We start from the raw sequence: 25,821 nt of genomic DNA, 5'->3' as shown, positions 1-25,821 counted from the left end.
TCCTGCCGACCCACCCCCTTCCGCGCACCCCGGCCCCTTGCGGACGCACGCAGAGGGCCGGGAGGACCGCAGAGGGGTGGGTCGACCTCAGTTGACGATGGCGGCGGCGTCCGGGGGGAGAGTCAGGGACGTGGGGGTGCTCGACGCGGGGGCGGTTGTGAGGAGGAGCTGGGACGTGGGGGGTACCGCGAACGTTGCGGGGGTGGGGGAGAGGTTCACGAGCACCGACACTCCACCGCGATCGATGCGGTAGACGCGGTGCTCGGGGCGGCCGTCCGTCTCCCGGACCTCGACCGTCGTGTGCGCGGAGTCCGGGTCGGTGAGCTCCGGTCGCGCTCGCCGCAGTCGGGCGAGGTCGCGGTACAGCGCCAGGAGCCGGGCGTGCACCGGCGCCTCGGCCTCCGCCCAGTCGAGGTGCGAGCGACGGAAGGTGTCGGGATCCTGCGGGTCGGGGACCGCGTCCGGATCCCAGCCCATGCGGGCGAACTCCGTCGTGCGACCCTCGGCGACCGCGCGGCCGAGTTCGGGCTCGGGGTGGGCGGTGAAGAACTGCCACGGTGTCGTCGCGCCCCACTCCTCGCCCATGAAGAGCATCGGGGTGCCCGGGGCCGTCAGCGTGAGGACGGCGGCCGCCGCGAGCCGATCGGGGGACAGCGTGGCGGAGAGCCGGTCCCCGGCCGCGCGGTTCCCGATCTGGTCGTGATCCTGCGCGAAGGTCACCAGCCGCCAGCTCGGGACCTCGGCCGGGATCGGGGCCCCGTGCGGACGGTCGCGGAAGGACGAGAAGGTGCCGTCGTGGAAGAACCCGCCCTCCGTCACCTTGGCCACCGCCTCGGCCGCGGCGAAGTCGGCGTAGTACCCGGCGGTCTCCCCGGTGAGCGCGACGTGCACGGCATGATGCCAGTCGTCCGACCACTGCGCCGTGAGTCCGTAGCCCCCGGCTTCCCGCGGCAGGATGAGCGTCGGGTCGTTGAGGTCGGACTCGGCGATGAGGGTCAGCGGCCGATTCTGCTGCGCGGAGAGGGCGTCCACCCGTTCGGAGAGCTCCCGCAGCAGGTGCACGGGCCGCCGGTCGTGGAGTGCGTGCACGGCGTCGAGGCGGAGCCCGTCGACGTGGAAGTCGCGCAGCCACATCAGGGCGTTGTCGAGGATGTACTCCCGCACCGCGTCCTCGTCGAGGTTCACCGAGTCGCCCCACGTGTTGCTCTCGCCCTCGCGCAGGTACGGACCGAAGAGGGGGAGGTAGTTCCCGCTCGGACCGAGGTGGTTGTAGACCACGTCCTGCACGACGGCGAGCCCGTGTGCGTGGGCGGCGTCGACGAACCGCTGGTACGCCGCGGGACCGCCGTACTCCTCCTGCACCGCGTACCAGAGCACGCCGTCGTATCCCCAGTTCCAGGCGCCGTTGAAGGCGTTGACGGGCAGCAGCTCGACATGGGTGACGCCGAGGTCGACGAGATGCGCCAGGCGGCCGATCGCCGCGTCGAGCGTGCCCTCCGGCGTGAAGGTGCCGAGGTGCAGCTCGTAGATCAGCCCGCCCGCGAGCTGCCGTCCGGTCCAGGAGGCGTCGGTCCAGGCGAAGGCCGCGGAGTCGAACGCCGCCGAGGCGCCGTGCACGCCGTCCGGTTGCCGCCGCGAGCGCGGGTCCGGGCGCAGGTCGTCGCCGTCGTCGAGCAGGAACCCGTAGCGCTCGCCGTCCGCGAGGACGAGGTCGGCGGTCCAGTGCCCCTCAGCGGTCGCCGTGAGTTCCCGCTCCTCCACGGTCGCGCCCGCGGCGTCGAGGCGTCGCACCCGCACACGCCTCGCCCGCGGCGCCCACACCGAGATCATCGGGCCAGCTCGATCAGCGCGACCGGATACGTGTCGAGCAGTTCCGCCAGCCGCACCGGTCCGGGCGGGATCCGCCGACCGGTGAGGAGATCCGTCCCCGGCAGCTCCGGGCGCATCAGGACGGTGTCGCCCCAGCCGCCGCGGCGCGCCAGCGTCACCGGCAGCCGCGTGGCCACGGCGGTCGCGCCGCCGCGGTGCACGGCGACGGCGTGGTCGGCGGCCGCGCCCTCGACGACGGCCGGCCGGTAGAAGCGGAACAGCTCCGGGTTGTCCCGCCGCAGTCGCAGGGCCCGCGAGGTCACCAGCAGCTTCGCGGCACCGGAGTCGTCGATGGGCGGGAGCACACCGCGGGCGTGGTCCGCGTCGAGCTCCCGCAGCATCCGGGCGCGCAGAGCGAAGTCCACGGGTCGACGGTTGTCGGGGTCGACGAGCGAGAGGTCCCACAGTTCGGTGCCCTGGTAGACGTCGGGCACGCCGGGGCCGGTGAGCTGCAGCAGCTTGGCGGAGAGGGAGTTCGAACGGCCCGCATCGACGATCTCCGCCACGAACCGGTCGAGGATCGGCGCGGCGTCGCCCTCCACGGATCGCGCGATCGCGGCCAGACCCTCCTCGAAGGCCGCGTCCGGATGCTGCCAGGTGGTCCGCTCGGCGGCCTCGCGCGCGGCCTTGGTGGCATAGGCGAGGAGCCGGTCGGAGGGCAGCGGCCAGGCTCCGACGGCGGCCTGCCAGATCAGCGCGTCGAGGGGACCGTGTCCGGTGGTCGCGACGGCGCGCAGCTCCGCCAGCACCTCGCCCCACCGCTCCGGGATCTCCGAGAGCACGGACAGGCGTGCCCGCACGTCCTCCGAGCGCTTCGTGTCGTGCGTGGAGAGCGTCGTCATCGAGTGCGGCCAGGCGGCCAGTCGTGCCCGCTGCGCGTCGTGGAACTCCTCGACCGACAGGGCGGGGATCGACGGATCGGCGCCGACCTCGGTCAGCGTCCCGAGGCGGGTGAACCGGTAGAACGCGGTGTCCTCCACGCCCTTCGCCATCACGGCGCCGCTCACCTGCGGGAACCGCTGCGCGACCTCGAGCGAGGGGTCGACCAGGAGCGGTTCGAGCGCCGCGAAGGCGGCGGAGAGGTCGGGGCGTCGATGCCGGGCCTCCGCGAAGGCGGCGCACAGGTGCTCGCGACCTTCGGGGAGATAGGAGCGGTACACGGGGAAGCAGGCGAGGAGCTCGGCGAGGGCGTCGTCGGCGTGCACGATCCCGTGGGGGAGCGTGCGGACCAGGCGGCGCACCTCCGCGGCCAGGAGCGTGTCGGCGATCATCCGCTTCGTGTCGTGGATGAGGTCGTGCCAGGGGAGCGCGTCCGGGAGGCCGGTCTCCGCGCGGAGCCGGGCGTCCAGCCGGTCCAGCGCCGCGACACCCTCCGCGTCGACGAACAGGCGGTCGAGCTCGGCCAGCGCGTCGTAGCCGGTCGTGCCGTCGGTGCGCCACCAGGCCGGGAGGGCCTCGCCGGGCTCCAGGATCTTCTCCACGAGCGTGTACGCGCGCCCGGTCGCGTCGGCGAGCTGCTCCAGATACGCACCGGGGTCGACGAGGCCGTCCGGATGATCCACCCGCAGCCCGTCCGCGAGTCCGGTCCGGAGCCAGCGGAGGATCTCCCGATGCGACTCCGCGAAGACGTCGGGACGCTCCACCCGGATGCCGGCGAGTTCGGAGACCGCGAAGAATCGGCGATACGTGAGATCGGTGTTCTGGTCCTCCCAGAATCGCAGCTCGTAGTTCTGGGCCGCCAGGAGTGCCGGGAGGTCGTCGGCCAGCGCCGCGGTGCCGGGGGCGAGCGGCAGCTCGTGCTCGAAGTAGCGCAGCACCCCGTCCGGCGCATCGGCGGCCGGGGTGGTGTCGACGTCGAGTTCGCCGTTCGCGACGACCTCCTCCGGGCTCGCGCCCAGCAGCGGGAGCAGGAGCCGTCCGCCGCCGGCGTCCCAGTCGATGTCGAAGGCGGCGGCATGACGGGTCTTCCGGCCGAGTCGCAGCACCTCCCACCACCACGGGTTCTGCCGCGGCACCGCGACGCCCACATGGTTGGGGACGATGTCGGCGAGGATGCCGAGGCCGGCCGTGCGCGCCGCCGAGGCGAACCGGACGAGACCGTCCTCGCCCCCTCGGTCCGGATCGATGCGCGCGTGGTCGACCACGTCGTAGCCGTGGTTCGAACCCGGCGTCGCCGCCAGCAGCGGCGACAGATACGCCCAGGACGCGCCGAGCTCGGCGAGGTAGCCGACCACATCGGCCGCCGCTTCGAGGGGGAAGCTGCCGCTGATCTGGAGGCGATAGGTCGACAGCGGCCTGTCGGTCATGAGGCGGCCTGCTCGCTCTGCGCGCGGAGCGAGGCGTCGACGGAGTCGTCGGTGTCGACCGGCTCGCCGTCGATCTCCTGCAGCACGAGCATGGCCTTGCCCTCGAGCGGCACGGTGTCGCGGGCGCGGAGGTTCCGGTCGCCCAGCTCGCCGGCGGTGTCCACGGCGACGAGCCATTCCGCACCGTGGCGATCGTCCGGCAGGGCGAGGTCGACGGGCTCGTCGCCGCTGTTGAAGTAGACGAGGAAGTTCACGTCCTCCACGGGTCGCCCTCGCCGGTCGTTCTCGCGGATCCCGCGGCCGTTGAGGAACATGCCGACAGAGCGGCCGAAGCCGGAGTCCCAGTCCTCCGGGGTCATGCGGGCGCCGTCCGGTCGCAGCCACACGACGTCGGGGATGCGCTCGCCGTCCTCGTCCGCGACCGGGCGTCCGTCGAAGAAGCGGCTGCGGCGGAAGGTCGGATGGTCGTGCCGGAGCCGTGCGACCGCCGCCGTGAACTCCACGAGCGGCAGGTCGGCCGCCTCCCAGTCGATCCAGGTGAGCTCGTTGTCCTGCGCGTAGCCGTTGTTGTTGCCGTGCTGCGTGCGGCCGAGCTCGTCGCCGTGGGAGATCATCGGCACGCCCTGCGAGAGCAGCAGCGTTGCGAGGAAGTTCCGCTGCTGACGCGCGCGCCGCCGGTTGATGTCGATGTCGTCGGTCGGTCCCTCCGCGCCCATGTTGTCGGAGCGGTTGTGGGATTCGCCGTCGTTGTTGTCCTCGCCGTTGTCCTCGTTGTGCTTCTCGTTGTAGGAGACGAGGTCGCGCAGCGTGAAGCCGTCGTGCGCGGTCACGAAGTTGATGGAGGCGACGGGTCGTCGGCCGGAGTGCTCGTACAGGTCGGCGGAGCCGGTGAGGCGCGAGGCGAACTCGCCGAGGGCCTGCGGCTCCCCGCGCCAGAAGTCGCGCACGGTGTCGCGGTACTTGCCGTTCCACTCCGTCCACTGCGGCGGGAAGTTGCCCACCTGATAGCCGCCGGGTCCGATGTCCCACGGCTCGGCGATGAGCTTCACCTGGGAGACGATCGGATCCTGCTGCACGAGCTCGAAGAAGGCCGCGAGGCGGTCGACGTCGTAGAACTCGCGGGCGAGGGTCGCCGCGAGGTCGAAGCGGAAGCCGTCGACGTGCATCTCGGTCACCCAGTACCGCAGCGAGTCCATGAGCAGTTGCAGGGCGTGCGGGTTGCCCGCGTTCAGGCTGTTGCCCGTGCCGGTGTAGTCCGTGTAGTACCGCTTGTCCTCTTCGAGCCGGTAGTACGCCTCGTTGTCGATCCCGCGCATCGAGAGCGTCGGACCGAGGTGGTTGCCCTCCGCCGTGTGGTTGTAGACCACGTCGAGGATGACCTCGATGCCGGCCTCGTGGAGCGCGCGCACCATGGCACGGAACTCCTGCACCTGCTGACCGTCCTGGCCGCCGGCGGCATAGGCGTTGTGCGGGGCGAAGAAGCCGAGGGTGTTGTAGCCCCAGTAGTTCGACAGGCCCTTGTCCTGCAGCACCGAGTCGTTGACGAACTGGTGCACGGGCATCAGCTCCAGGGCGGTGACGCCGAGACGCTGGAGGTGCTCGACGACCGCCGGATGCGCGATGCCGGCGTAGGTCCCCCGCAACTCCTCCGGCACCTCGGGATGCCGCTGGGTGAGCCCCTTCACATGGGCCTCGTAGATGACGGTCTCGGCGTACGGCGTCTTCAGCGGCCGGTCGCCGCCCCACTCGAAGAACGGGCTGACGACGACGCCCTTCGCCATCGCGCCCGCGGAATCGTCGTCGTTGCGGGAGTCAGGGTCGCCGAAGTCGTAGCCGAACAGGGACTGACCCCAGTCGATCTCGCCGGCGACGGCTTTGGCGTACGGGTCGAGGAGCAGCTTGTTCGGGTTGAACCGCTGCCCCTGGGCCGGGTCGTAGGGGCCGTGCACCCGGTAGCCGTAGCGCTGTCCCGGCTGAACCGTGGGCAGGTAGCCGTGCCAGACGAAGGCGTCCACCTCCGTGAGGGGCACGCGCGTCTCCGTGCCGTCCGCGTCGAAGAGGCAGAGTTCCACGCGCTCCGCGCCCTCGCTGAAGAGGGCGAAGTTGGTGCCCTGCCCGTCGAAGGTGGCCCCCAGCGGGTAGGCGGACCCGGGCCAGACCTCGCGGCTCATCCGGCGAGGGCGTGGTCGCGCGAACCCGCGGCCATGGCACTGACGATGCTGACGGCATGGTCGTAGTCGTACACCTGAGCGATCTCCACAGCCCGAGGATACGGGTGTCCGAGGTAGCAGACATAGAGCGGCGGCACGACCTCGATGTACCCGACAGGGGCGTCGTGTGCGACGACGTACCGGTCGAAGTCGATCCGCTCGCAGGCCGGCTCGATCGCGGCGGGGTGGGCCGCGTCGGCGCGCTGCGAGGAGCCAGTGCTGGTGGGGGTGTGGACGTTCATGGCGCCTCCTGACTCGTGATGCGACCACGATAGGAACCGGGAACGGATCCGAGAACGGTATTGCCAACCGGGCGTCGACCGGCTATGCACCCGATGACGACGGGATCACTCGCCGCGCCGTCGCACGTACTCCGTCACCACGACGCCCGATTCATACGGGGTCGTCTCCACGGCCTCGAACCGTTCGGGACGGTAGGGGCGGTCGCCGAAGAGCGGGATGCCGGATCCGAAGAGCAGCGGCTGCCGTTTCAGGATGAGCCGGTCGATCTCGTCGGCCAGCGTCGCCGCGAGAGCCCCGCCGCCGCACAGCCAGATCGCGCCGCCTTCCTCGCGCTTGAGGCGCCGCACGACGTCCACCGGGTCCTCCGCCGTCACCTCGAGATTCTCGGCCGCGGCGGTGCGGGTGCGGCTGAAGACGATCTGCCGCAGGTGCCGGTACGGGCTCGCGAGCCCGCCCACCTCGTACGTGTTCCTGCCCATCAACACGGTGTCGAACACGTCGTTGCGCTGCGGGATGCCGAGGGCTTCGGCGGCCACGGTCGGCAGGGTGTCGGCGAAGCGGGCGTTGATGCCGTCCATGTGGTCGCCCTCGACGAGGAAGGCGTCGAACTCCCCGCCCGGGCCGGCGATGAACCCGTCCAGGGTCACCGCGGCGTAGTACACGAGCTCTCGCATCGTTCTCCAATCACTACATCTGTTGCGGTTGAGAGTACAACAGTCGTAGTGATTGCGCTAGGGTGGCGGCATGGCGAGGAATGAGCCGCGACGACGGCAGATCGCGGATGCCGGGCTGGCAGTGCTCGCCCGCGAGGGATCCCGGGGGCTCACGCACCGCGCGGTCGACGCCGAGGCGGACGTCCCCGCGGGGACGACGTCGAACTACTTCCGCAGCAGGGAGGCGCTGATCGAGGGCCTCGTCGACCGCATCGGGGAACGCCTGGCTCCGACGCCCGAGGACCTGGAGCGGAGGGCCGAGATCACGCCGAGCCGGGAGCTCTTCGCCGACTACATCCGGGACATCGTGCGCCGCCTCACCGCTGATCGCGACGTGACCCTCGCCCTCTTCGAACTGCGGCTCGAGAGTGCGCGCCGTCCCGAGCTCGCCGCCGTGCTCGGCGCCTGGCAACGGGCCGGCTTCGATGCGGACGTCGCCTTCAACACCGGGGCGGGTCTCCCCGGGGGCCGGCGGGAGATCGCCCTGTTCCACTACGCGATCGACGGTCTGCTGCTCGACCGGCTCACCACCCCGATCGACCCGGAGACCTCCACCGACGACGTGATCGACGATCTCGTGGCCGGGCTGCTGCCCTGACCGCCGCCGCGGCTGCTGTTCCGCCCGGTCGATCCTCCTCGTACACTGAGGGCACGCTCCCGGCTCCAGGAACGGAGAACGCGTGTCTGCGACGTGGCACGATCCGCGGGAGGCGTCGCCGACGGCGTCTCGCCTCCTCGTCGAGCGTGCGCACGAGGAGCTCATCGCCGGGAACCTCGACGATCACCGCCTCCGCGAGGTGCGTCCGCTCGTGCGCGAGTCGTGGGAGCGGTCGTGGCGCCGCCGCGTCGGTCCGGAGGGGCTGCCGCCGCTCGATCTGCATGAGGACGAGCTCGACGCCTATCGTCTGGCTCATCCGCTCGCCTCGGCGATGGAGATGATCCGCGCGCTGCTGCTTCCCGGCGACTCCGAGGACTCGGGGGTCGTGATCGCCGTGGGGGACCAGGCCGGGCGCCTGCTGTGGATCGAGGGCGACGCGCAGCTGCGGTCCCTCACCGAGGGCATGGGGTTCGTCGCCGGCGCGAACTGGGCGGAGGACGCCGTGGGCACGAGCGCTCCCGGCACCGCGCTCGCCCTGGAACGGTCGGTGCAGATCCGCGGGGCCGAGCACTACAACCGGCTGGTGCACCCGTGGTCGTGCACCGCGGCGCCCGTGCGCGACCCGGAGACGCAGCGGGTCCTGGGCGTGATCGACATCACCGGGGGACCGGAGGTGGTGACCCCGCAGGCGCGACTGCTCGTCGACGCCACGGCGCGAGCGGTCGAGTCCGAGCTCCTCGTGGCCCGGCTGCAGCGACGGGCGGAGCCTCCGGCTCGACGACTGCCCGGCAGGACGCCGCCGGAACCCCTCGCCCGCGCGCGACTGCACGTGCTCGGACGCGACCGCGCCCGGCTGGAGACCGTGTCGGCGCACGAGGAGGCGGTCACCGAGCTCAGCGCCCGGCACGCCGCCATCCTCCTGATGCTGGCCGTGCACCGTCAGGGGCTCTCCGCCGACCGGCTCGCCGAGCTCGTCTACGGCCCCGGCGTCTCGCCGGACACCTTGCGGCCGGAGATGGTGCGTCTGCGGAAGGTCCTGGAGCGGGCGGCTCCGGACCTCGTGCCGGAGTCCCGCCCGTATCGTCTTCCGGTGCCGCTGGAGACCGACGCCCACGACGTGCTGTCCCTCCTCGACCGCGGGGCGCACCGGGTCGCTCTGACGGCGTATCGGGGGCCGGTGCTGCCGGAGTCGGCCTCACCCGGCGTGGAGGAGTTCCGTGACTCGGTCCGGGCGGCGCTGCGGGAGGTGATGCTGTCGGGGGCGAGTCTCGACGTGCTGCTCGCCTACGCGGACACTCCCGAGGGGAGCGAGGACGCGGAGGTGCTGCGGCTCGCCTTGGAGATGCTTCCGGCGCGCTCGCCGCGTCGTGCCGGTCTCGTGACCCGGATCGAGCGCCTCACCTGATTCGAATCGCCCGATTGGTCCCATTCCGGCCGCGGATGCAGCACAGTGCGCGATTCGAACGGGTGCAACCGGCTGCAACGTTGCGCAGCGGGAGTGCAACGGGCGACGGCCTAGCGTCGAGGGAACACCGCGGCATCGACGCCGCGGCGCCCCCGTCGAAGGAGACCCCATGACCATCGTCGAAGAAGACGTGTCCCTCGCCTACGCGGCCCCCGGGCAGCCCGGAGCGGTCGCGAGTTATCGGCCCCGCTACGGCCACTACATCGGCGGCGAGTTCGTCGAACCCGCCAAGGGCCAGTACTTCGAGAACATCAGTCCCGTCAACGGCAAGCCCTTCACCGAGGTCGGCCGCGGCACCGTCGAGGACATCGACCGCGCCGTCGACGTCGCCTGGAAGGCCTTCACCGCCTGGGGCAAGACCAGCCCCGCGGAGCGCTCCGTGATCCTGAACCGCATCGCCGACCGGATGGAGCAGCACCTGGAGGAGATCGCGGTCGCCGAGACCTGGGAGAACGGCAAGCCCGTGCGGGAGACCCTCGCTGCCGACATCCCGCTCGCCATCGACCACTTCCGCTACTTCGCCGGCGTGCTCCGCGCGCAGGAGGGCGGCATCAGCCAGCTCGACGAGAACACCGTCGCGTACCACTTCCACGAACCGCTCGGCGTCGTCGGCCAGATCATCCCCTGGAACTTCCCGATCCTCATGGCCGTGTGGAAGCTGGCGCCGGCGCTCGCCGCGGGCAACTGCATCGTCATCAAGCCCGCGGAGCAGACGCCCGCATCGATCCTGTTCCTGTTCGACATCATCGGCGACCTGCTGCCGGCCGGAGTCGTCAACATCGTGAACGGTTTCGGCATCGAGGCCGGCGCCCCGCTCGCCCAGCACAAGCGCATCCGCAAGGTCGCCTTCACCGGGGAGACCACGACCGGGCGCCTCATCATGCAGTACGCCTCGCAGAACCTCATCCCCGTCACCCTGGAACTCGGGGGCAAGAGCCCGAACGTGTTCTTCGAGGACGTGGCCCGATCCACGAGCGACCCGTTCTACGACAAGGCGCTCGAGGGCTTCACGATGTTCGCGCTCAACCAGGGCGAGGTCTGCACCTGCCCGTCACGCGCCCTCATCCAGCGCTCCATCTACGACGGGTTCCTCGCCGACGGCCTCGAGCGTGTGAAGAAGGTCGTGCAGGGCAATCCGCTCGACCCCGCGACCATGATCGGCGCGCAGGCCTCGAACGATCAGCTGGAGAAGATCCTCAGCTACATCGACATCGGGAAGCAGGGCGGGGCCCGGCTGCTCACGGGAGGCGAGCGCGCCGACCTCGGCGGCGATCTCAGCGAGGGCTACTACGTGCAGCCGACCGTGTTCGAGGGGACGAACGACATGCGGATCTTCCAGGAGGAGATCTTCGGTCCGGTGCTCTCGGTCACGAGCTTCGACGACTTCGACGACGCGATCTCGATCGCGAACGACACCCTGTACGGCCTGGGCGCCGGGGTGTGGAGTCGCAGCGGGGACACGGCGTACCGCGCAGGCCGGGCGATCGAGGCGGGCCGTGTGTGGACGAACACCTACCACCAGTACCCGGCCCATGCCGCGTTCGGCGGGTACAAGCAGTCGGGCGTCGGCCGCGAGAACCACAAGATGATGCTCGACCACTACCAGCAGACGAAGAACCTCCTCGTCTCGTACGCGGACGGTCCGATGGGCTTCTTCTGATCCCCCCCGCCCGGGTGTCGGACGGCGCTCGCCGCCCGGTCCGACACCCGGCATCCCGGAAGGAGTCCCCATGGCCGACGCCGCCCTGCCCGCCCGCGTCGCGGTGACCGCCCCCGCCGCCGCGCTCGTCCGCGAGCTCACCGCGCAGCACGGGCCGCTCATGTTCCACCAGTCCGGCGGCTGCTGCGACGGCTCCGCGCCCATGTGCTACCCGGTGGGGATGTTCCTCACCGGCCCCGGCGACGTGCTCCTCGGCGCCCTCGACGTCGGGCTCGACGATCCGGTCGAGGTCTTCATGTCGGCCTCGCAGTTCGAGTACTGGAAGTTCACGCACCTGACGATCGATGTCGTGCCGGGACGCGGCGCCGGGTTCAGCGTCGAAGGTCCGACGGGGATGCGGTTCCTCATCCGGTCGCGGATGCTCGACCCCGCGGAGCTGGCGAGCCTCGGCCTGGTCTGAGGACTTTCGAATCGCCTGATTGGTCCCATTTCGGCCGGAGATGCAGCCAATCAGGCGATTCGAACGGGATACGCTGGCCCCGTGAACGCACCACACCGACCCTCCGTCCTCTTCGTCTGCGTCCACAACGCGGGGCGCTCGCAGATGGCCGCCGGCTTCCTCCGGCACCTCGCCGGCGACCGCATCGAGGTGCGCTCCGCCGGGTCGATGCCCGCTGCCGAGATCAACCCCGTCGCGGTGGCGGCGATGGCGGAGGTCGGCATCGACATCACGGCCGAGCAGCCGAAGGTGCTCACGACCGAGGCCGTGCAGGCGTCGGACGTGGTGATCACGATGGGCTGCGGTGACGCCTGCCCGTTCTTCCCCGGCACGCGCTACGAGGACTGGGTGCTCGACGACCCCGCCGGCCAGGGGGTCGACGCCGTCCGGCCGATCCGCGACGACATCCGCGGTCGCATCGAAACCCTCGTGTCCGAGTTGCTCTGACCGGCGCTCAGCCGGCCCCGTCGAGCATCGCCTTGGCAGCACGCGTGCGGGCGCGCAGGGCTTCGGCGAGCGCCGCGACCGCGGGGAGACGCAGCGACTCGGGCCGCGCGACCATGTAGTACGGGAGCTTCTCGGCGAAGACCTCGGGCAGCAGGCGCACGAGATCCGGGTGCCGGTCGGCCGCGAAGCAGGGGAGCAGGCCGATCCCGGCTCCCGCGCGGGTGGCCTCGACGTGCACGAAGACGTTGGTCGAGGTGAGTCCGTCCTGCATGCCGGGAACGAGGCGGCGCGGAAGGTCGAGCGCGTCCACCTGGAGCATCGAGTCGACGAAGTACACGAGTCGATGCTGCTCCACCTCGGCACGCGATGCCGGGGTGCCGGTGCGGCCGAGGTAGTCCCGGGAGGCGTACATGCCGAGGGTGTACGTGCCGAGCTTCACGGCCTGCGCGCGGCGGGTCTGCGGCGCGCCCACGACCACCTCCAGGTCGAGCCCGGCGCGGTGCTCGGCGGCCCTCCGCGTGGCGGCGACGATCTCGACCGTCAGCCGTGGGTGTGCTCGGCGCAGCTCTGCGATCGCGGGGGCAGCGATGTAGGCGCTGAAGCCGTCCGTGGCGGACATGCGCACGACGCCGGCGATCGGATCAGGAGTCTCGCCGGGGGCGGAGTCGAGCTGGGACAGCGCGGCCTCGATGCGTCCACCGGTCTCGGCGGCGGTGCGCCCGAGATCGGTGAGTTCCCACCCGGACGCGGATTGCGCGACGACCCGTCCGCCGAGCGCGTCCTCGAGGGCAGCGATGCGGCGCGCCACCGTCGTGTGATCGAGACCGAGGTGGGCGGCGGCGCTCGTGTACCGGCCGGTGCGGGCGACCGCGAGCAGCACGAGCAGATCGTCGGCACGAGGCCTCTTCGCCGCATCCATGCTGCAATTATGCACAGCCACTGCGCGGCACTGGGCATTGCTGCAAATCCGGCCCGTGCCGACACTGGAACGGATGTGTCACCGTCGACACCGAAGGAGAGAAATGACCGCCCCCACCCGCGCCTCCGGTCACCCCGCCGCCGCCCCGTCCTCCTCGAGGCTCACGCGCGTCGTCGCCGCCTCCATGGCCGGCACCGTCGTCGAGTGGTACGAGTTCTTCCTCTATGCGACCGCCGCCAGCCTCGTCTTCGGAACCTACTTCTTCCCGGCCACCGGATCGCCTCTCGACGGCATCATCGCCGCTTTCGTGACGTATGCGGTCGGCTTCATCGCGCGGCCGCTCGGCGGCATCGTCTTCGGTCAGATCGGCGACCGTTTCGGCCGCAAGCCCACGCTGCAGGCCACGATCATCATCGTCGGCGCCGCGACCTTCCTCATGGGGTGCCTCCCCGGCTTCCAGAGCATCGGCTACTGGGCGCCCGCGATGCTCGTCGCGCTGCGCTTCATCCAGGGCTTCGCTGTCGGCGGCGAGTGGGGCGGGGCCGTCCTCCTGGTCGCGGAGCAGAGCCCAGACCGGTCGCGCTCGTTCTGGTCGAGCTGGCCCCAGGCCGCGGTCCCCGTCGGCAACCTGCTCGCCACGCTCGTGCTCCTCGTGAGCTCGTGGGCGATGAGCTCGGCGGCGTTCCTCGAGTGGGGCTGGCGCATCGCGTTCTGGCTCTCCGCGGTGATCGTGCTCGTCGGCTACTACATCCGCCGCAACGTCGAGGAGGCTCCGATCTTCCTGGAGGCGAAGGCGCAGGTCGAGGCGGAGAAGGCCACCTCCTACGGCGTCGTCGAGGCGCTGCGCCGGTATCCGATCGGGATCGTGCAGGCGATGGGCCTCCGTTTCGCCGAGAACATCGTCTACTACATCGTCGTCAGCTTCACGATCGTCTACCTGAAGACCGTCCACGAGTACGACACCAGTCAGCTGCTGCTCGCTCTGCTCATCGCGCACGTCGTGCACTTCGCGATCATCCCGCAGGCAGGGCGGCTCGCCGACCGCTGGGGCCGCAAGCCCGTGTACCTGACCGGCGCGATCCTCAGCGCGACCTGGGCCTTCTTCGCCTTCCCGATGTTCGACACCCTGAACCCCGTGCTCATCGTGCTCGCCGTCACCATCGGCCTCTGCTTCCACGCGTTCATGTACGCGCCGCAGCCGGCGGTCATGGCCGAACTGTTCCCGACGCGGATGCGGTACTCCGGCGTCTCGCTGGGGTCGCAGGTCACGGCGATCCTCGCCGGGTCGCTGGCGCCGATCCTGGCGATCCAGTGGCTCCGGGACTTCGGCTCCTGGCTGCCGATCGCGCTCTACATCGTGTTCGCCTGCATCGTCACGGCGATCGCGGTGCTCTCGCTGCGGGAGACGAAGGGCGTGTCCCTGCAGGCCATCGACGACGCGGATGCCGCCCGCGCGAACGCCCGCACCGCGGCTGCGAGTGCCGCATGACGGATCTGCACGGACGTCGTGCTCTCGTCACCGGGGGAGCGAGCGGCATCGGTGCCGCCTGCGCGAGAGCCTTCGCGCAGGCGGGCGCCCGCGTGACGATCGCCGACATCGACGGTGACGCGGCCGAAGCCCTCGCTGACGAGATCGGCGGGCAGGCGTGGCAGGTCGACCTCACCGACCGCGATGCGCTGGCCGCACTCCGCCTGGACACCGACATCCTCGTCAACAACGCGGGCGTGCAGCACGTCAGCCCGATCGAGGATTTCGACCCCGCCCGCTTCTCGCTCCTCGTGCAGCTGATGCTCGAGGCGCCGTTCCTGCTGACCCGCGCCGTACTCCCGGGGATGTACGAGCGGGGCTTCGGGCGGATCATCAACATGTCGAGCGTCCACGGTCTTCGCGCCTCGCCGTTCAAGGCGGCCTACGTGGCGGCCAAGCACGGCCTGGAAGGGCTGTCGAAGGTCACGGCGCTGGAGGGTGCCGCGCACGGCGTCACGAGCAACTGCATCAATCCGGGGTATGTGCGGACCCCGCTGGTGGAGCGCCAGGTCGCCGACCAGGCGCGGGTGCACGGCATCCCGGAGAACGAGGTCCTGGAGAAGGTGCTCCTCACCGAAGCCGCGATCAAACGCCTCGTGGAGCCGGAGGAGGTCGCCGGCCTTGCCGTCTGGCTCGCCGCTGACGCCGCCGGGATGGTGACCGGCGCGAGCTACACGATGGACGGCGGCTGGTCCGCGCGGTGAGCCGTCACGCCGACGGAGAGGCCGCGGCGAGTACAGCGCTCCGCAGCCAGGAGCGATAACGCTCCGGCGACCAGCCGGACTGCACGACGAGCTGCTGGTGGCTCTCCGGCGAGAGCAGGAACGACAGCACGTCGGCGAGGGCGTCGCCGTCGTGGTCCGAGTCGACGATGCCCCGGCGCTGGAGTTCCGCCGCGAACCCCCGGTAGTCCGCCGCCCGGTTCGCGAGGATGCGCTGGAGGGCGGCGTCGACGACCGGGTCGGAGAGCGCCGCGCCCAGGAGGACCGTCCAGAGCGCATGCCCCCGCTCGTTCGCCGCGCCGATCTGCGCGATGACCGCGTCGAGGAAGACGTCGTCCGGCAGAGTCGTCAACCCGGAGCCGGCCTCGGTGTCGGCGAGGGTCTCGGCGGCCTCCGAGCCGGAGAAGGTGACCTCGAAGGCGGCGATGAGCAACTCCGCCTTCGCCGCCGTGGTCTTCACCGTCTCCGCGGAGACCCCGGCTTCTTTGGCGATCGCGGAGATCGTCGTCGCCTGGTATCCCTGCGCGGCGAACAGGCGGGCGGCTGCCGCGACGATGCGCGCACGGGTCTCCTCGGCCTGTCGGGTCCGCAGGACGGAGCGGTAGGGGCGTGCACTCGACGTCATTGACTTTCCTCAAGGGGTGATGAATACTTCAACGGTACAACCAACCCTATCGAGAGAGCCGCCATGTCCCGTTACCTCCTCACCTGCACTCCCGCCCACGGGCATGTGCTCCCGCTGCTGCAGGTCGCCAGGCACCTGGTCGCGGGCGGGCACGACGTCCTCTTCCTCACGAGCACCCGGTATGAGGAGCAGGTGACCACGGCGGGCGCGCGGTTCCTTCCGCTGCCGGCGGAGGCCGACGTCGATCTCGACGACGCGAACGGCGCGTTCCCCGAGCGCGAAGGTCTCACCGGGGTGGCCGCCCTCCGCTTCGACATGAGCACTCTCTTCATCCGCCCGGGCCGGGCTCAGCTCGAGGCCGTGCGCGTCGAGCTGGCGCGGAACCGCATCGACGCCGTCCTCACCGAGCCGCTGTTCGTCGGTGCGGCGCTGCTGCAGCGGCTGCCGAAGGCCGAACGGCCCCCGGTCGTGGTCCTCGGCATCTTCCCGCTCGGCGCCCGCAGTGTCGACACGGCCCCGTTCGGGCTCGGAGTCACGCCGATGCGGGGGCCGTTCGGACGGGTGCGCAACGCCTTCCTGCGTCTGGTGGCGGAGCGCGTGATCTTCGGGGGTGTGCAGAAGGAGGCCGATGCCATGGCGCGCGAGGCGGTCGGCCGCGATCTCGGCGGATTCGTGCTCGACTGGGCGGGCCGCGCCGACGCGTACGTGCAGTTCTCGGTGCCGGCGTTCGAGTACCCGCGCTCCGACCTCCCGGCGTCCGTGCACTTCGCCGGCCCCCTGCCCGCGGCGGCGGCGACCGTGCCACTGCCCGAGTGGTGGTCCGACCTGGACGGACGGCGGCCCGTGATCCATGTCAGTCAGGGGACGATCGCCAACGCCGACTTCGGCCAGCTCGTGCTTCCCACGATCGCCGGGCTCGCCGCGACGGACGCTCTCGTGGTGGTCTCCACCGGCGGACGTCCTGTCGACGCGCTCCCGGCGGAGCTCCCGGCGAACGTCCGCGTCGCCGAGTACCTGCCCTACGACCGGCTGCTGCCGGAGGTCGACGTGTTCGTCACGAACGGCGGTTTCGGCGGGGTGCAGCAGGCCCTTGCCCAGGGCGTCCCGCTGGTGGTCGCGGGGCAGACGGAGGACAAGGTCGAGGTCTCCGCCCGAGTCGGGTGGACCGGGGTGGGCATCAACTTGCGGACGAATGCGCCGAAGCCGGGACAGGTCGCCGAGGCCGTGCGCCGGGTGCTGGCCGAGCCGACGTTCCGGGATCGCGCGCGGCAGGTCGGAGAGGCGATGCGCGCTGCGGACGCCTGGCAGACGCTCGACACGGTCCTGGCCGCGGAGACCGCGACAGGGGCCGCGGCCGACAGTTCGATGCACCGCTGAGCGCCGCGCGGGAAAGTGCATTCCCGCGCATGAACGCAACCGGGTGCAACGTCTGCCGGTATACCATCCCGGTATCGCCACGCAGCGTCAGTCCCCAGCTGACCACGGGCGGGACGGTCGAACCGTCAATGCGGAGGGAACGTCGAATTCCTTTCGATCCCGAGGGGGGATGGGGTGGGCGTCGGTTCCCCAGAACGGCACCCACCCCCACATCGGGTTCGGCCTCAGTTCCAGCGGCTGAGCATCCAGAAGACCGCGAATCCGATCACCACGACGATCGGCACCCAGGTGCCCGTGTGCTTGAGGCGCCGACCCTGCGGCGCGACCCCCGGCGGTGGGGTGATCATCCCGGCCGGCGCAGCGAACGGGAGAGCGTGGCCCCCGGGCGTCGCCGCGGCGGCGAGGCGGTCGTCGCGCCACCGCGCCCACTGGTCGAGCTTGGTCAAGAGCGCCCCCACCGTCCCGAACAGCCACGCCCAGGTCGCCGGGTCGAGCGTGGACGCGCGGCGGGGCGTGTAGAGGAACAGCCAGTCGTCGACGATCTCGACGTCGAGCTGCGCGGCGTTGTCGATGAAGCGCGCCATGATGTCGGGCGTGAAGAGGTAGAGCGCGTCCTGCTCGTAGCCGTCCGGGCAGTACAGGGTGAAGTGCTGGTCGAAGTCGCCCTCGAGCGACAGGCGCTGTGCCCGCTGGAACGAGGCCGGCAGGTTGGAGCCGAAGCCGTTGTTGCCCTTCGCGTCGAGCACGATGTTCGGCAGGGGCACATCCAGCTTCACGGCCACATAGCCCCAGCGATACGTCGTCGAGTTCTTCCCGGACTGCACCGTGTACTGGTAGTTGCCGAACTCCACGAACCGCGGATTCGTGCCGCGGACCAGGTCGGTGGCCATGCGCGAGCGGCCGAGATGGAAGATCATTCCGGGGAGCGGCGGATCGTCCACGCGCGGCTCGTACGTCATGCCGTTGGCCTGGGCGAACCGGTGCAGGCGGTACCGGGCGGTGCGCGCTTTGCGGACGCCCATCCAGATGAGCACGCCCACCCCCGCGGCCACCAGCAGGAGGAGCACGAGGGGGATCGCCGCCGCGGCGGGGGAGCCGCTTCCCGCTGCCAGCGCCACCACCACGGAGGCGAGGATCGGAAGCATCACGACCCCGGCGATCGCGACGGCCACGACGGCGATGATCGACGACACCGCCATGCCGGTCGTCCGCCGGGACCGGAGCTCCGCCGTGAAGGCGCGGACGGCGGCCGGGTCGACCGGATCGGTGAGGGGGCGCGCATCGAACGACGCCGACGCCTGCGGAGACGTCATCGGTTGACCTCGTCGGCGTCCCACGTGAGGTCGGCGCCCTCGCGCAGGGCCTGCGCCTCCAGCCGCTCGTCGGTGCAGATCGCGCGGATGAGGTCGGGCGAGCCCGCCACGATGGTGGAGTCGTAGTCGATCTCCGAGACCGTCACCCAGGCGCGATCGGCGGGCCAGAGGATGTTCGGGCTCTGGGCGGCGGGCGGGAAGCCGTGCTCCTCGCCGACCCGATCGCGCCACGGCACGTCGAGCACCCAGTCCGGATTCGCGAAGGCCTGGGCGCCCCCGGAGAACAGCACGTAGTCGCGCCCCGGGAGCTGCAGCCGGGGCCCTTCGGAGATCTCGCGGGAGAGGATGCCGTCCTGCCAGGTGGGCTTCCGGAAGACGTTGTTGAAGGGGTCGTGCGTGCTGCGGTCGAGCATCGCCTGATGGTGCGGGTCTTCGCTGAACGTGAGGAAGACACGGGACGGCCCGTCTCCGAAGAAGCCGACCACACCGCCGAATCCCTCCCAGAGCGCGACGACCCCGTCGTCCGGTGTCGCGGTGTGGGCGGCGAGGTGCCCGCCCAGGACCGTCACGAGGTCGCTGTCGAGCGCGCCCTCCATCGGCGCCGTGAACTCGCGGCCGTCCGGAGCGATGCGGGTCCGCCAGTCGGCGTCGACGGGAGTGCGCACGATCCGGTGCCACTGCGCCTCTGCGTGCATCGTCGTGCCGAAGGCGGCGGCGGTGTCCGCCCAGCTGACGCGCACGTCGGAACCCGCCGCCGTGGGACTCTCCCGCACCGTGGCGGGATGGAAGATCCGGGCGTACGCGGGGAAGCCGCGGGGGACGACCGCGTGCATGCTCCCCAGACCGTCGTCGAGGGTCTCCCGCAGCCACGCGCCGACGCCGGGGTCTGCGATCCACTCCATGCGACCACGGTACCGGCCGCGTCCGACGACGCGAGCCGCGGCCGTCGATCCCCCATAATCGAGGGGTGACTGCCACCGCCACCCTCCCCTCCCTCGACGGCCGACGCTTCCGCATGGTCTCGTCCACGACCTCCGCCGTCGACCCCGACGCCCCCAGCGTCTTCGAGTACTTCGAACGCGACGGCGCGATCTGGGGCGGCTACGAGGGCGACACGGTCACCTTCGGGAAGTTCGTCGGCACGCGCACCGGCGACACGATCTGGGTCTCGTTCGTCCATGTGCTCAAGGCCGACGGCACCGTGGTCACCGGCGATGGCGAGAGCGAGCTGGAGCTCACCGACGACGGCCGCATCCGTCTGGTGGAGCACTACGAGATGCACGGCCTCCCGCAGCTCAGTGTCGTCGAGGAGATCCCCGCCGCCTGACTCAGCGCGGCGGGAGCGCATCCCGCCCGGGCGAGGCGGGCGTCCATCGCGTCATCCCGAGCGGAACCTCCGTCTGCCGCTCCGGCAGGTCTCCGGGAAGCAGGTAGGGCCGCCGGATGACCTCGTCGAGCACGACGACACTGACCACCGTCCGCACCTCGGGAAGCTGCGCGATGACTCCCGTCGAGAACTCGTGCACACCGCTCACGTCGACCGCGCGGATGAGCAGCATCGCGTCGTGCTCCCCGGTCGTGATCGCGCACCACTCCACGTCCGGCATCTCGATGATCCGCTCCCGGAACGAGGCCCAGGCCTGCGGCATCACGGTCACGAAGACGAGGGCTCCGATCGACAGCCCGGCCTTTGCCTGATCCACGCGGGCGCTGAATCCGGTGATGACGCCGTCGTGCACGAGCGACTCGACCCGCGTGTACGCGCTGGCCCGCGAGATGCCCACCTTCTCGGCCAGCGCGGCGATCGAGACGCGACCGTTATCGCGCAGCACATCGAGGATTCTGTACGCCGTCTCATCCAAAGGGGCGGCACTTCGTCCAGATTGCTTCGACGGATCCGCGTCCTTGCTGGACATATTGCTCCTCACATCCGAGGTTCTCGACAATGCGTGCCTGTGTGACGCGCACTTGCTGGACACATCGTCGCATATGATGCGAATCTGATCCCCGGTCGTCCACATCGGTGGCGACCGGACCCGAATGTACTCCTCGCCCTTGGAGGCCCTGATGTCGTCACGCCGTATCACGCCGGTCATCGCGCTCGGAGCCGTCGCGCTCCTGGCGCTCGCAGGTTGCTCGGGAGGGAACTCGGCGAACACCTCCGAGTCGTCCCAGGGCTCCGACTCCCTCGTCATCGACACCGCGTTCTCGATCGAGACGGCCGACCCGGGTCACACGTACGACCCGACCGGCAACATGATCGCGAAGGCGCTGTACGAGACCCTCGTCGACTTCGAGGGCTCCGACGTCTCCACTCCGGTCCCGGGCCTCGCGTCGTGGGAGCAGAACGACGAGGCGACCGAGTTCACGTTCACGCTCGAGGGCGACCGCGTGTTCTCCGACGGCTCGCCCATCGAGGCGAAGGACGTCGTGTTCTCGCTGCAGCGCATCCAGGGCATGGAAGACGCCAAGCCGAACTTCCTGCTCGGCGGCCTCACGATCGAGGAGGTCGACGACAAGACCATCCGGTTCACCTCGGAGACCCCGCTGCTGCAGCTCCCCGCGATCCTCGCGAACCCGGCGCTCGGCATCGTCAACGCCGACGTCGTGATGGAGAACGGCGGAAGCACCGACGGCTCCGACAGCGCCCAGGGCTTCCTCGACGGCGAGTCCGCGGATCCGGCCCGTTCGTGCTGGACACGCTCGACCTCAGCTCGCAGGTCGTGCTCACGCGCAACGACGAGTACAACGGCGACGAGGAGTCGGCCTACAGCCGCGTCGTCGTGCGCAACGTCTCGGAGAGCGCGACGCAGCTCGCCAACCTCAAGGGCGGCGACTCGATGGTCGCGATGGATCTCAACGGCGACCAGGTCGCCGGTCTCGGCGACGACATCAGCGTCGACTCGGTCCCGTCCGGCCAGACCATCTTCCTGCTGCTCAACCAGGGCGAAGCCGGCGGTGACCTCGCGAACGTGAAGATCGCGGAGGCCATCCGCTACGCGCTCGACTACGACGCGCTGCTCGAGCTCGCCGGCGCCGGTGCCGTCCAGGCGACCGGCGTCATCCCGCCCGGGTTCGAGGGTGCCCTCGACAGCGGCGTGAAGCAGGACCTCGACAAGGCGAAGGCCGCGCTGGAGGAGGCCGGGTACACCGGTCAGACCCTCAAGCTCCAGTTCCCGAACGACTACCCGGTCGGCGGCGTGGAGTTCACCCCGCTCGCGGAGCGCATCCAGGCGCAGCTCGAGGACGCCGGCATCGCCGTAGACCTGGCTCCGGCACCGTTCGCGACCGAGCTCGACGCGTACGTCAACGGCACCGAGGGCTTCGGTCTGTGGTTCTGGGGTCCGGACTACGCCGACTCGGCGAACTTCCTCCCCTTCGCCCCGGGTCTGAAGGTCGGCCTCCGCGCCGGCTGGGCGGCCGAGGCCAACCCGGAGATCGCGGGCATCGCCGCCGGTGCGGCCGCCGCGACCGACGCCGAGCAGCGCACCGAGGCCTTCACCGAGTTCGCCGAGGCCATGCAGGCCGAGGGCCCGTTCGTGCCGCTGATCGTCCCCGGTCGCAACATCTCCTCCGCCTCCAGCGTGTCCGGCGCCGTGTACAACTCCGTGTGGGAGATGGACATCGCCGAGATCCAGCCGGCCGGCTGAGCGGATCGCCATGACGACAGTGGCCGTGCAGAGGCAGGCGCAGCGGCGCCGCTCGCCTCTCGTCGGATACCTGCTGCGGCGGGCCGGGACCTCTCTGCTCCTGTTGGTGGGCGTGACGATCGTCACGTTCGCGCTCACCAACCTGGTGCCGGGAGACCCGGTCTCGGCCGCGCTCGGTGAGGGCGCGTCGCAGAACCCCGCGACGCGCGAGGCGTTCATCAAGGCGAACGGACTCGACCAGCCACTGTTCGTGCAGTACTTCATCTATATGGGGAACCTGCTCCGCGGGGACCTCGGCACGTCGCTGGTGACCGGACGCCCGGTCACCAGCGACCTCGCCACCGCCGTGCCCGCGACCATCGAGATCGCGATCGGCGCGATCATCGTCAGCCTCGCGGTCAGCATCGTGCTCGGCACCCTGGCCGCCTACCGCCGCGGCCTCGTCACCGACCAGGTCATCCGCGTCGTCACGCTCGTCGGGCTCAGCGTCCCGACCTTCTGGCTCGCTCTGGTCAGCTTCTACGTGTTCTTCCTGGAGCTGCGGATCGCCCCGGGTTCCGGACGCATCTCGCCGTCGATCACCCCGCCGCCGCGCGTGACCGGGCTCTACACGGTCGACTACCTGCTCAACGGCGACGCGGTGGGCTTCTTCGACGCCCTCGCGCACCTCGCGCTTCCGGTCATGGTGCTCTCGCTCGTGACCATCGGACTGCTCACCCGCTTCATCCGCACGTCGGTGCTCGAGGTCCTCGGCAGCGACTACGTGCGCGCGGCCCGGGCCAAGGGCCTGCCGGCGATGCGCGTCATCATCGACTATGTGCTCCGGGGCGCCTCGCTGCCGATCCTCACCGTGGTGGGTGTCGCGTTCGGGGCCCTGCTCTCCGGAACCGTGCTCGTCGAGTCGGTGTTCGCCTGGCCGGGGCTGGGCACCTACGCCTACAACTCCGCCGCCAACCTCGACCTGCCCGGCATCATGGGCGTCGGTCTCGTGGTCGGCGTCATCTACCTCCTCATCAACTTCATCGTGGACCTGCTCTACGGCGTGCTCGACCCGAGAGTGAGGATCGCATGAGCCGCATCGCCGCAGCGACCCCCGCCGGACGCTTCCGCTTCCGCTGGCCGCGTGCCTGGCGCACTCCGCTCGGCATCATCGGCACCGTCATCGCCGGTGCGTGGATCATCGTCGCCTTCACCGCGCAGTGGTGGGTGCCCTACCCGCCGAACGCGCAGGTGCTGCCGCGCCTGCAGCCGCCGGGCATCGACACGATCCTCGGTACCGACGGCAACGGCCGCGACATCTTCTCCCGGTTGATGACCGGCGCGACGGTGAGTCTGCCGCTCGCGCTCATGCTCGTGATCGCCGCCCTCATCATCGGCACCCTCATCGGCGCGGTCGCCGGGTACTTCGGGCGCGCCGTCGACGAGACGCTCATGCGCATCACCGACCTCTTCATGGCCTTCCCGACCGTGATCCTCGCCATGGTGGTCGCGGCCTCGCTCGGCCCCTCGCTGTTCAACGCCGTCATCGCCGCGATCGTGGTCTCGTGGCCGCAGTACGCCCGCGTCACCCGCAGCATCGTGCTCGGTCTCCGCGGGCAGAACTATGTGATCGCCGGGCGCCTGCTCGGCCACTCGCCGCTGCGCACGCTCTTCGTCGACATCCTGCCGAACATCGCCGGCCCGGTCCTCGTGCTCGCGACGCTCGACATCGGCGCGGCGATCCTGCTCCTCTCAGGGCTCTCCTTCCTCGGTCTCGGTGCGCAGCCGCCGACGGCGGAGTGGGGGTCGATGATCTCCGGGGCGATGCAGAACTTCGACGCCTGGTGGCTCGGAGTCTTCCCGGGACTCGCGATCCTCACCGTGGTGCTCGCGTTCAACTTCCTGGGCGACGCGATGCGCGACGTGCTCGACCCGACAGCCGAGATCACACACGAGAAGCAGGCGGAGCACACCGCCTCCGCGACGGGGGTGCCCGCATGACCGCGCAGAGCACGGCGACGCTGAGCATCCGCGACCTCACGATCGACATCGGCCGTCCGCTGGTGAAGGGCGTGTCCCTGGAGCTCGAACCCGGGCGCATCCACGGCCTCGCGGGGGAGTCGGGCTCCGGTAAGACGCTCACCTCCCTGGCGGTGCTCGGCCTCCTGCCGCGACAGGCGAAGACCGGCGGCTCGATCCTGCTCGCGGGGGAGGAGCTCGTCGGTCGCAACCGCCGGGGGCTCAACCGCGTCCGCGGGAAGCGCATCGCGATGGTCTTCCAGGACCCGTCGGCCTCGCTGCATCCGCAGCTGCCGGTCGGCCGCCAGCTCACCGACCACATGCGCGTGCACCTCGGACTCAAGGGGGCCGCTGCGCGCGAGCGGGCGGTGGAGCTGCTCCAGACCGTGCAGGTGCCGAACCCGGCCGAGGCCCTGAAGCGGTATCCCCATCAGTTCTCCGGCGGACAGCGGCAGCGCATCGCGATCGCGTGCGCCCTCGCGTGCGACCCGGAGGTGCTGCTCGCGGACGAGCCGACGACCGCCCTCGACGTGACGGTGCAGGCAGGCATCCTGAAGCTCCTGCGCGACCTCGCGATCGAGCGGAATCTCGCCGTTCTGCTCGTGACCCACGACCTGGGCGTGATGAGTGCGATCGCGGACACGGTCGCCGTCATGAAGGACGGCCGCATCGTCGAGCTCGCCGATCGGGAGACGCTCTTCCGCGCCCCGCAGCACGAGTACACCCGCATGCTGCTCGCGGCCCTGCCGGGGTCGCGCATCGACGAGAGCCCCGAGGAGGCTGCGGATGAGTGAGGTCAGCGTCCTCGACGCCCGCGACGTGGTGGTGCGGTACCCGGGCACCCCGCCCGTGATCGCGGTCAACGGCGTCTCGCTGAGTGTCGCGGCGGGAGAGACGGTCGCCCTCGTGGGCGAATCCGGCAGCGGCAAGTCGAGCCTGGCCCGCGCCGTCGTCGGCATCGAGAAGACCGCCGCCGGGACGGTGTCGTTCCGCGGCGCCCCCGTCGCGCCGCTGGGGATCCGCCGTCGTGACACGGCGCTCACCGGCATCCAGATGGTCTTCCAGGACCCGGCGACCTCGCTGAACCCGCGCCGGCGGATCGGCGACCAGATCTCCGACGGCATCGCGACCGCCCGTGCGCGCGGTGCCGCCGGCTCCACCGTGGAGGAGTGGCTGGAGCGGGTGGGACTGCCCGCCGAGGTGCGCACCCGCTTCCCGCATCAGTTCTCCGGCGGACAGAAGCAGCGCATCGCGATCGCCCGGGCCCTCGCCGCGCGGCCCTCGCTGCTCGTGGCTGACGAGCCCATCTCCGCCCTCGACGCGTCCACCCAGACGAGCGTCGCGGGACTCATGCGCGATCTGGTGGCCGAGTCCGGCGCGGGGATGCTCTTCATCTCCCACGACCTCGCCGTCGTGCGCCGCATCGCCGACCGCACGTTCGTCATGTTCGGCGGGAGGGTGCTCGAATCGGGGCCGACCGATGAGCTGTGGGCGGCGCCGCGGCACCCCTACACGCAGGCGCTGCTCGCCGCGATCCCGGAGCCCGACGGCACGGGGCGCATCCCTGAGGCGCCCTCCGCCGACGACCGTGCGGTCTGGGCCGAGGTGCCTCCCGTCGCCTACTGACGCCGGATACGGCGAAGGGCCGGAGCGTGCGCTCCGGCCCTTCCGTGTTTCCC

At 70.8% G+C, this 25,821-nt stretch carries 24 protein-coding genes and 1 pseudogene; 15 read left to right on the top strand and 10 right to left on the bottom strand.

Annotation, left to right across the window (positions count from 1 at the left end):
• Positions 1 to 87: 87 nt before the first annotated feature.
• The 5 genes from treZ to AC2W7E_RS05185 form a co-directional block, all read right to left on the bottom strand.
• A complete protein-coding gene (gene treZ, locus AC2W7E_RS05205; RefSeq protein WP_485988681.1) occupies positions 88 to 1,830 on the bottom strand; it encodes a malto-oligosyltrehalose trehalohydrolase in 1,743 nt (580 codons plus the stop codon).
• Positions 1,827 to 4,175 carry a malto-oligosyltrehalose synthase gene (gene treY, locus AC2W7E_RS05200; RefSeq protein ID WP_249521433.1) on the bottom strand — a complete coding sequence of 783 codons (2,349 nt, stop codon included), beginning with the start codon at positions 4,173 to 4,175 and terminating at the stop codon, positions 1,827 to 1,829. Before treY ends, treZ begins: the two co-directional genes overlap by 4 nt.
• A complete protein-coding gene (gene glgX, locus AC2W7E_RS05195) occupies positions 4,172 to 6,346 on the bottom strand; it encodes a glycogen debranching protein GlgX (protein ID WP_062765861.1) in 2,175 nt (724 codons plus the stop codon). Before glgX ends, treY begins: the two co-directional genes overlap by 4 nt.
• A complete protein-coding gene (locus AC2W7E_RS05190; RefSeq protein ID WP_025102837.1) occupies positions 6,343 to 6,627 on the bottom strand; it encodes a hypothetical protein in 285 nt (94 codons plus the stop codon). The genes glgX and AC2W7E_RS05190 overlap by 4 nt, the downstream gene beginning before the upstream one ends.
• A gap of 105 nt (positions 6,628 to 6,732) precedes the next feature.
• Positions 6,733 to 7,302 carry a dihydrofolate reductase family protein gene (locus AC2W7E_RS05185; RefSeq protein WP_485988680.1) on the bottom strand — a complete coding sequence of 190 codons (570 nt, stop codon included), beginning with the start codon at positions 7,300 to 7,302 and terminating at the stop codon, positions 6,733 to 6,735.
• Between the two features lie 70 nt (positions 7,303 to 7,372).
• Here AC2W7E_RS05185 and AC2W7E_RS05180 point away from each other — a divergent pair, with 70 nt between their 5' ends.
• From AC2W7E_RS05180 to AC2W7E_RS05160, 5 genes are all read left to right on the top strand, one after another.
• On the top strand, positions 7,373 to 7,939 hold the full coding sequence (locus AC2W7E_RS05180) for a TetR/AcrR family transcriptional regulator (protein ID WP_062765852.1): 567 nt from the start codon (positions 7,373 to 7,375) through the stop codon (positions 7,937 to 7,939).
• Positions 7,940 to 8,021: 82 nt separating this feature from the next.
• Entirely contained in the window at positions 8,022 to 9,344 is a 1,323-nt protein-coding gene (locus tag AC2W7E_RS05175) for a GAF domain-containing protein (RefSeq protein ID WP_338567015.1), read from the top strand.
• Between the two features lie 169 nt (positions 9,345 to 9,513).
• Entirely contained in the window at positions 9,514 to 11,064 is a 1,551-nt protein-coding gene (exaC, locus tag AC2W7E_RS05170; RefSeq protein ID WP_249521436.1) for an acetaldehyde dehydrogenase ExaC, read from the top strand.
• Positions 11,065 to 11,134: 70 nt separating this feature from the next.
• Positions 11,135 to 11,524: a DUF779 domain-containing protein gene (locus AC2W7E_RS05165; RefSeq protein ID WP_085605273.1), complete on the top strand. Its 390-nt coding sequence runs from the start codon at positions 11,135 to 11,137 to the stop codon at positions 11,522 to 11,524.
• Positions 11,525 to 11,605: 81 nt separating this feature from the next.
• Complete coding sequence (locus AC2W7E_RS05160) at positions 11,606 to 12,010, top strand: arsenate reductase ArsC (RefSeq protein ID WP_485988679.1); 405 nt, start codon at positions 11,606 to 11,608, stop codon at positions 12,008 to 12,010.
• 7 nt (positions 12,011 to 12,017) lie between these two features.
• Here the strand turns inward: AC2W7E_RS05160 and AC2W7E_RS05155 are convergent, their stop codons facing one another.
• A complete protein-coding gene (locus tag AC2W7E_RS05155) occupies positions 12,018 to 12,929 on the bottom strand; it encodes a LysR family transcriptional regulator (protein WP_062765846.1) in 912 nt (303 codons plus the stop codon).
• 103 nt (positions 12,930 to 13,032) lie between these two features.
• Here AC2W7E_RS05155 and AC2W7E_RS05150 point away from each other — a divergent pair, with 103 nt between their 5' ends.
• Together AC2W7E_RS05150 and AC2W7E_RS05145 are read left to right on the top strand one after the other, a co-directional pair.
• Positions 13,033 to 14,418 carry an MFS transporter gene (locus tag AC2W7E_RS05150; protein WP_485988678.1) on the top strand — a complete coding sequence of 462 codons (1,386 nt, stop codon included), beginning with the start codon at positions 13,033 to 13,035 and terminating at the stop codon, positions 14,416 to 14,418.
• Entirely contained in the window at positions 14,415 to 15,161 is a 747-nt protein-coding gene (locus AC2W7E_RS05145) for a 3-hydroxybutyrate dehydrogenase (protein WP_485988677.1), read from the top strand. Before AC2W7E_RS05150 ends, AC2W7E_RS05145 begins: the two co-directional genes overlap by 4 nt.
• 4 nt (positions 15,162 to 15,165) lie before the next feature.
• Here the strand turns inward: AC2W7E_RS05145 and AC2W7E_RS05140 are convergent, their stop codons facing one another.
• Entirely contained in the window at positions 15,166 to 15,804 is a 639-nt protein-coding gene (locus AC2W7E_RS05140; protein WP_062765837.1) for a TetR/AcrR family transcriptional regulator, read from the bottom strand.
• Positions 15,805 to 15,867: 63 nt separating this feature from the next.
• On the opposite strand from AC2W7E_RS05140, the gene AC2W7E_RS05135 reads away from it, so the two are divergent.
• The gene (locus AC2W7E_RS05135; protein ID WP_485988676.1) at positions 15,868 to 17,181 is read left to right on the top strand and encodes a glycosyltransferase; all 1,314 of its coding nucleotides are present in this window, start codon (positions 15,868 to 15,870) and stop codon (positions 17,179 to 17,181) included.
• Positions 17,182 to 17,405: 224 nt separating this feature from the next.
• Here AC2W7E_RS05135 and AC2W7E_RS05130 read toward each other — a convergent pair whose 3' ends face one another.
• Positions 17,406 to 18,494: a hypothetical protein gene (locus AC2W7E_RS05130; protein ID WP_485988675.1), complete on the bottom strand. Its 1,089-nt coding sequence runs from the start codon at positions 18,492 to 18,494 to the stop codon at positions 17,406 to 17,408.
• The gene (locus tag AC2W7E_RS05125) at positions 18,491 to 19,396 is read right to left on the bottom strand and encodes a hypothetical protein (protein ID WP_485988674.1); all 906 of its coding nucleotides are present in this window, start codon (positions 19,394 to 19,396) and stop codon (positions 18,491 to 18,493) included. Before AC2W7E_RS05125 ends, AC2W7E_RS05130 begins: the two co-directional genes overlap by 4 nt.
• A gap of 65 nt (positions 19,397 to 19,461) precedes the next feature.
• On the opposite strand from AC2W7E_RS05125, the gene AC2W7E_RS05120 reads away from it, so the two are divergent.
• The gene (locus AC2W7E_RS05120; protein ID WP_231729533.1) at positions 19,462 to 19,821 is read left to right on the top strand and encodes an avidin-fold protein; all 360 of its coding nucleotides are present in this window, start codon (positions 19,462 to 19,464) and stop codon (positions 19,819 to 19,821) included.
• A 1-nt stretch (position 19,822) separates the two neighbouring features.
• Here AC2W7E_RS05120 and AC2W7E_RS05115 read toward each other — a convergent pair whose 3' ends face one another.
• The gene (locus AC2W7E_RS05115) at positions 19,823 to 20,410 is read right to left on the bottom strand and encodes an Lrp/AsnC family transcriptional regulator (protein ID WP_234024180.1); all 588 of its coding nucleotides are present in this window, start codon (positions 20,408 to 20,410) and stop codon (positions 19,823 to 19,825) included.
• A 124-nt stretch (positions 20,411 to 20,534) separates the two neighbouring features.
• Here AC2W7E_RS05115 and AC2W7E_RS05110 point away from each other — a divergent pair.
• The 6 genes and pseudogenes from AC2W7E_RS05110 to AC2W7E_RS05085 form a co-directional block, all read left to right on the top strand.
• Positions 20,535 to 21,032, top strand: a pseudogene (locus AC2W7E_RS05110) (ABC transporter substrate-binding protein); the annotation flags it as partial.
• Positions 21,033 to 21,184: 152 nt separating this feature from the next.
• The gene (locus AC2W7E_RS05105; protein WP_485988673.1) at positions 21,185 to 22,144 is read left to right on the top strand and encodes an ABC transporter substrate-binding protein; all 960 of its coding nucleotides are present in this window, start codon (positions 21,185 to 21,187) and stop codon (positions 22,142 to 22,144) included.
• Positions 22,145 to 22,154: 10 nt separating this feature from the next.
• Positions 22,155 to 23,216, top strand: coding sequence for an ABC transporter permease (locus tag AC2W7E_RS05100; protein WP_025102820.1), 1,062 nt, complete (start codon positions 22,155 to 22,157; stop codon positions 23,214 to 23,216).
• The gene (locus AC2W7E_RS05095) at positions 23,213 to 24,124 is read left to right on the top strand and encodes an ABC transporter permease (RefSeq protein WP_062765822.1); all 912 of its coding nucleotides are present in this window, start codon (positions 23,213 to 23,215) and stop codon (positions 24,122 to 24,124) included. The genes AC2W7E_RS05100 and AC2W7E_RS05095 overlap by 4 nt, the downstream gene beginning before the upstream one ends.
• Positions 24,121 to 24,936 carry an ABC transporter ATP-binding protein gene (locus AC2W7E_RS05090; protein WP_062765819.1) on the top strand — a complete coding sequence of 272 codons (816 nt, stop codon included), beginning with the start codon at positions 24,121 to 24,123 and terminating at the stop codon, positions 24,934 to 24,936. The genes AC2W7E_RS05095 and AC2W7E_RS05090 overlap by 4 nt, the downstream gene beginning before the upstream one ends.
• Positions 24,929 to 25,768 carry an ABC transporter ATP-binding protein gene (locus tag AC2W7E_RS05085; protein WP_025102817.1) on the top strand — a complete coding sequence of 280 codons (840 nt, stop codon included), beginning with the start codon at positions 24,929 to 24,931 and terminating at the stop codon, positions 25,766 to 25,768. Before AC2W7E_RS05090 ends, AC2W7E_RS05085 begins: the two co-directional genes overlap by 8 nt.
• The last annotated feature ends 53 nt before the right edge of the window (positions 25,769 to 25,821 follow it).

This window comes from Microbacterium sp. CFSPD4_SD4, assembly GCF_057364585.1.
Note: the sequence above shows the minus strand (reverse complement) of the source record. Positions and strands in the feature narration are given on the sequence as shown.

What these genes read in the sequence shown, in the direction of transcription:
- treZ (WP_485988681.1), bottom strand. Translation starts at nt 1,830, where the DNA reads ATGATCTCGGTGTGGGCGCCGCGGGCGAGGCGTGTGCGGGTGCGACGC.
- treY (WP_249521433.1), bottom strand. Translation starts at nt 4,175, where the DNA reads ATGACCGACAGGCCGCTGTCGACCTATCGCCTCCAGATCAGCGGCAGC.
- glgX (WP_062765861.1), bottom strand. Translation starts at nt 6,346, where the DNA reads ATGAGCCGCGAGGTCTGGCCCGGGTCCGCCTACCCGCTGGGGGCCACC.
- AC2W7E_RS05190 (WP_025102837.1), bottom strand. Translation starts at nt 6,627, where the DNA reads ATGAACGTCCACACCCCCACCAGCACTGGCTCCTCGCAGCGCGCCGAC.
- AC2W7E_RS05185 (WP_485988680.1), bottom strand. Translation starts at nt 7,302, where the DNA reads ATGCGAGAGCTCGTGTACTACGCCGCGGTGACCCTGGACGGGTTCATC.
- AC2W7E_RS05180 (WP_062765852.1), top strand. Translation starts at nt 7,373, where the DNA reads ATGGCGAGGAATGAGCCGCGACGACGGCAGATCGCGGATGCCGGGCTG.
- exaC (WP_249521436.1), top strand. Translation starts at nt 9,514, where the DNA reads ATGACCATCGTCGAAGAAGACGTGTCCCTCGCCTACGCGGCCCCCGGG.
- AC2W7E_RS05165 (WP_085605273.1), top strand. Translation starts at nt 11,135, where the DNA reads ATGGCCGACGCCGCCCTGCCCGCCCGCGTCGCGGTGACCGCCCCCGCC.
- AC2W7E_RS05155 (WP_062765846.1), bottom strand. Translation starts at nt 12,929, where the DNA reads ATGGATGCGGCGAAGAGGCCTCGTGCCGACGATCTGCTCGTGCTGCTC.
- AC2W7E_RS05150 (WP_485988678.1), top strand. Translation starts at nt 13,033, where the DNA reads ATGACCGCCCCCACCCGCGCCTCCGGTCACCCCGCCGCCGCCCCGTCC.
- AC2W7E_RS05145 (WP_485988677.1), top strand. Translation starts at nt 14,415, where the DNA reads ATGACGGATCTGCACGGACGTCGTGCTCTCGTCACCGGGGGAGCGAGC.
- AC2W7E_RS05140 (WP_062765837.1), bottom strand. Translation starts at nt 15,804, where the DNA reads ATGACGTCGAGTGCACGCCCCTACCGCTCCGTCCTGCGGACCCGACAG.
- AC2W7E_RS05135 (WP_485988676.1), top strand. Translation starts at nt 15,868, where the DNA reads ATGTCCCGTTACCTCCTCACCTGCACTCCCGCCCACGGGCATGTGCTC.
- AC2W7E_RS05130 (WP_485988675.1), bottom strand. Translation starts at nt 18,494, where the DNA reads ATGACGTCTCCGCAGGCGTCGGCGTCGTTCGATGCGCGCCCCCTCACC.
- AC2W7E_RS05125 (WP_485988674.1), bottom strand. Translation starts at nt 19,396, where the DNA reads ATGGAGTGGATCGCAGACCCCGGCGTCGGCGCGTGGCTGCGGGAGACC.
- AC2W7E_RS05115 (WP_234024180.1), bottom strand. Translation starts at nt 20,410, where the DNA reads ATGTCCAGCAAGGACGCGGATCCGTCGAAGCAATCTGGACGAAGTGCC.
- AC2W7E_RS05100 (WP_025102820.1), top strand. Translation starts at nt 22,155, where the DNA reads ATGACGACAGTGGCCGTGCAGAGGCAGGCGCAGCGGCGCCGCTCGCCT.
- AC2W7E_RS05095 (WP_062765822.1), top strand. Translation starts at nt 23,213, where the DNA reads ATGAGCCGCATCGCCGCAGCGACCCCCGCCGGACGCTTCCGCTTCCGC.
- AC2W7E_RS05090 (WP_062765819.1), top strand. Translation starts at nt 24,121, where the DNA reads ATGACCGCGCAGAGCACGGCGACGCTGAGCATCCGCGACCTCACGATC.
- AC2W7E_RS05085 (WP_025102817.1), top strand. Translation starts at nt 24,929, where the DNA reads ATGAGTGAGGTCAGCGTCCTCGACGCCCGCGACGTGGTGGTGCGGTAC.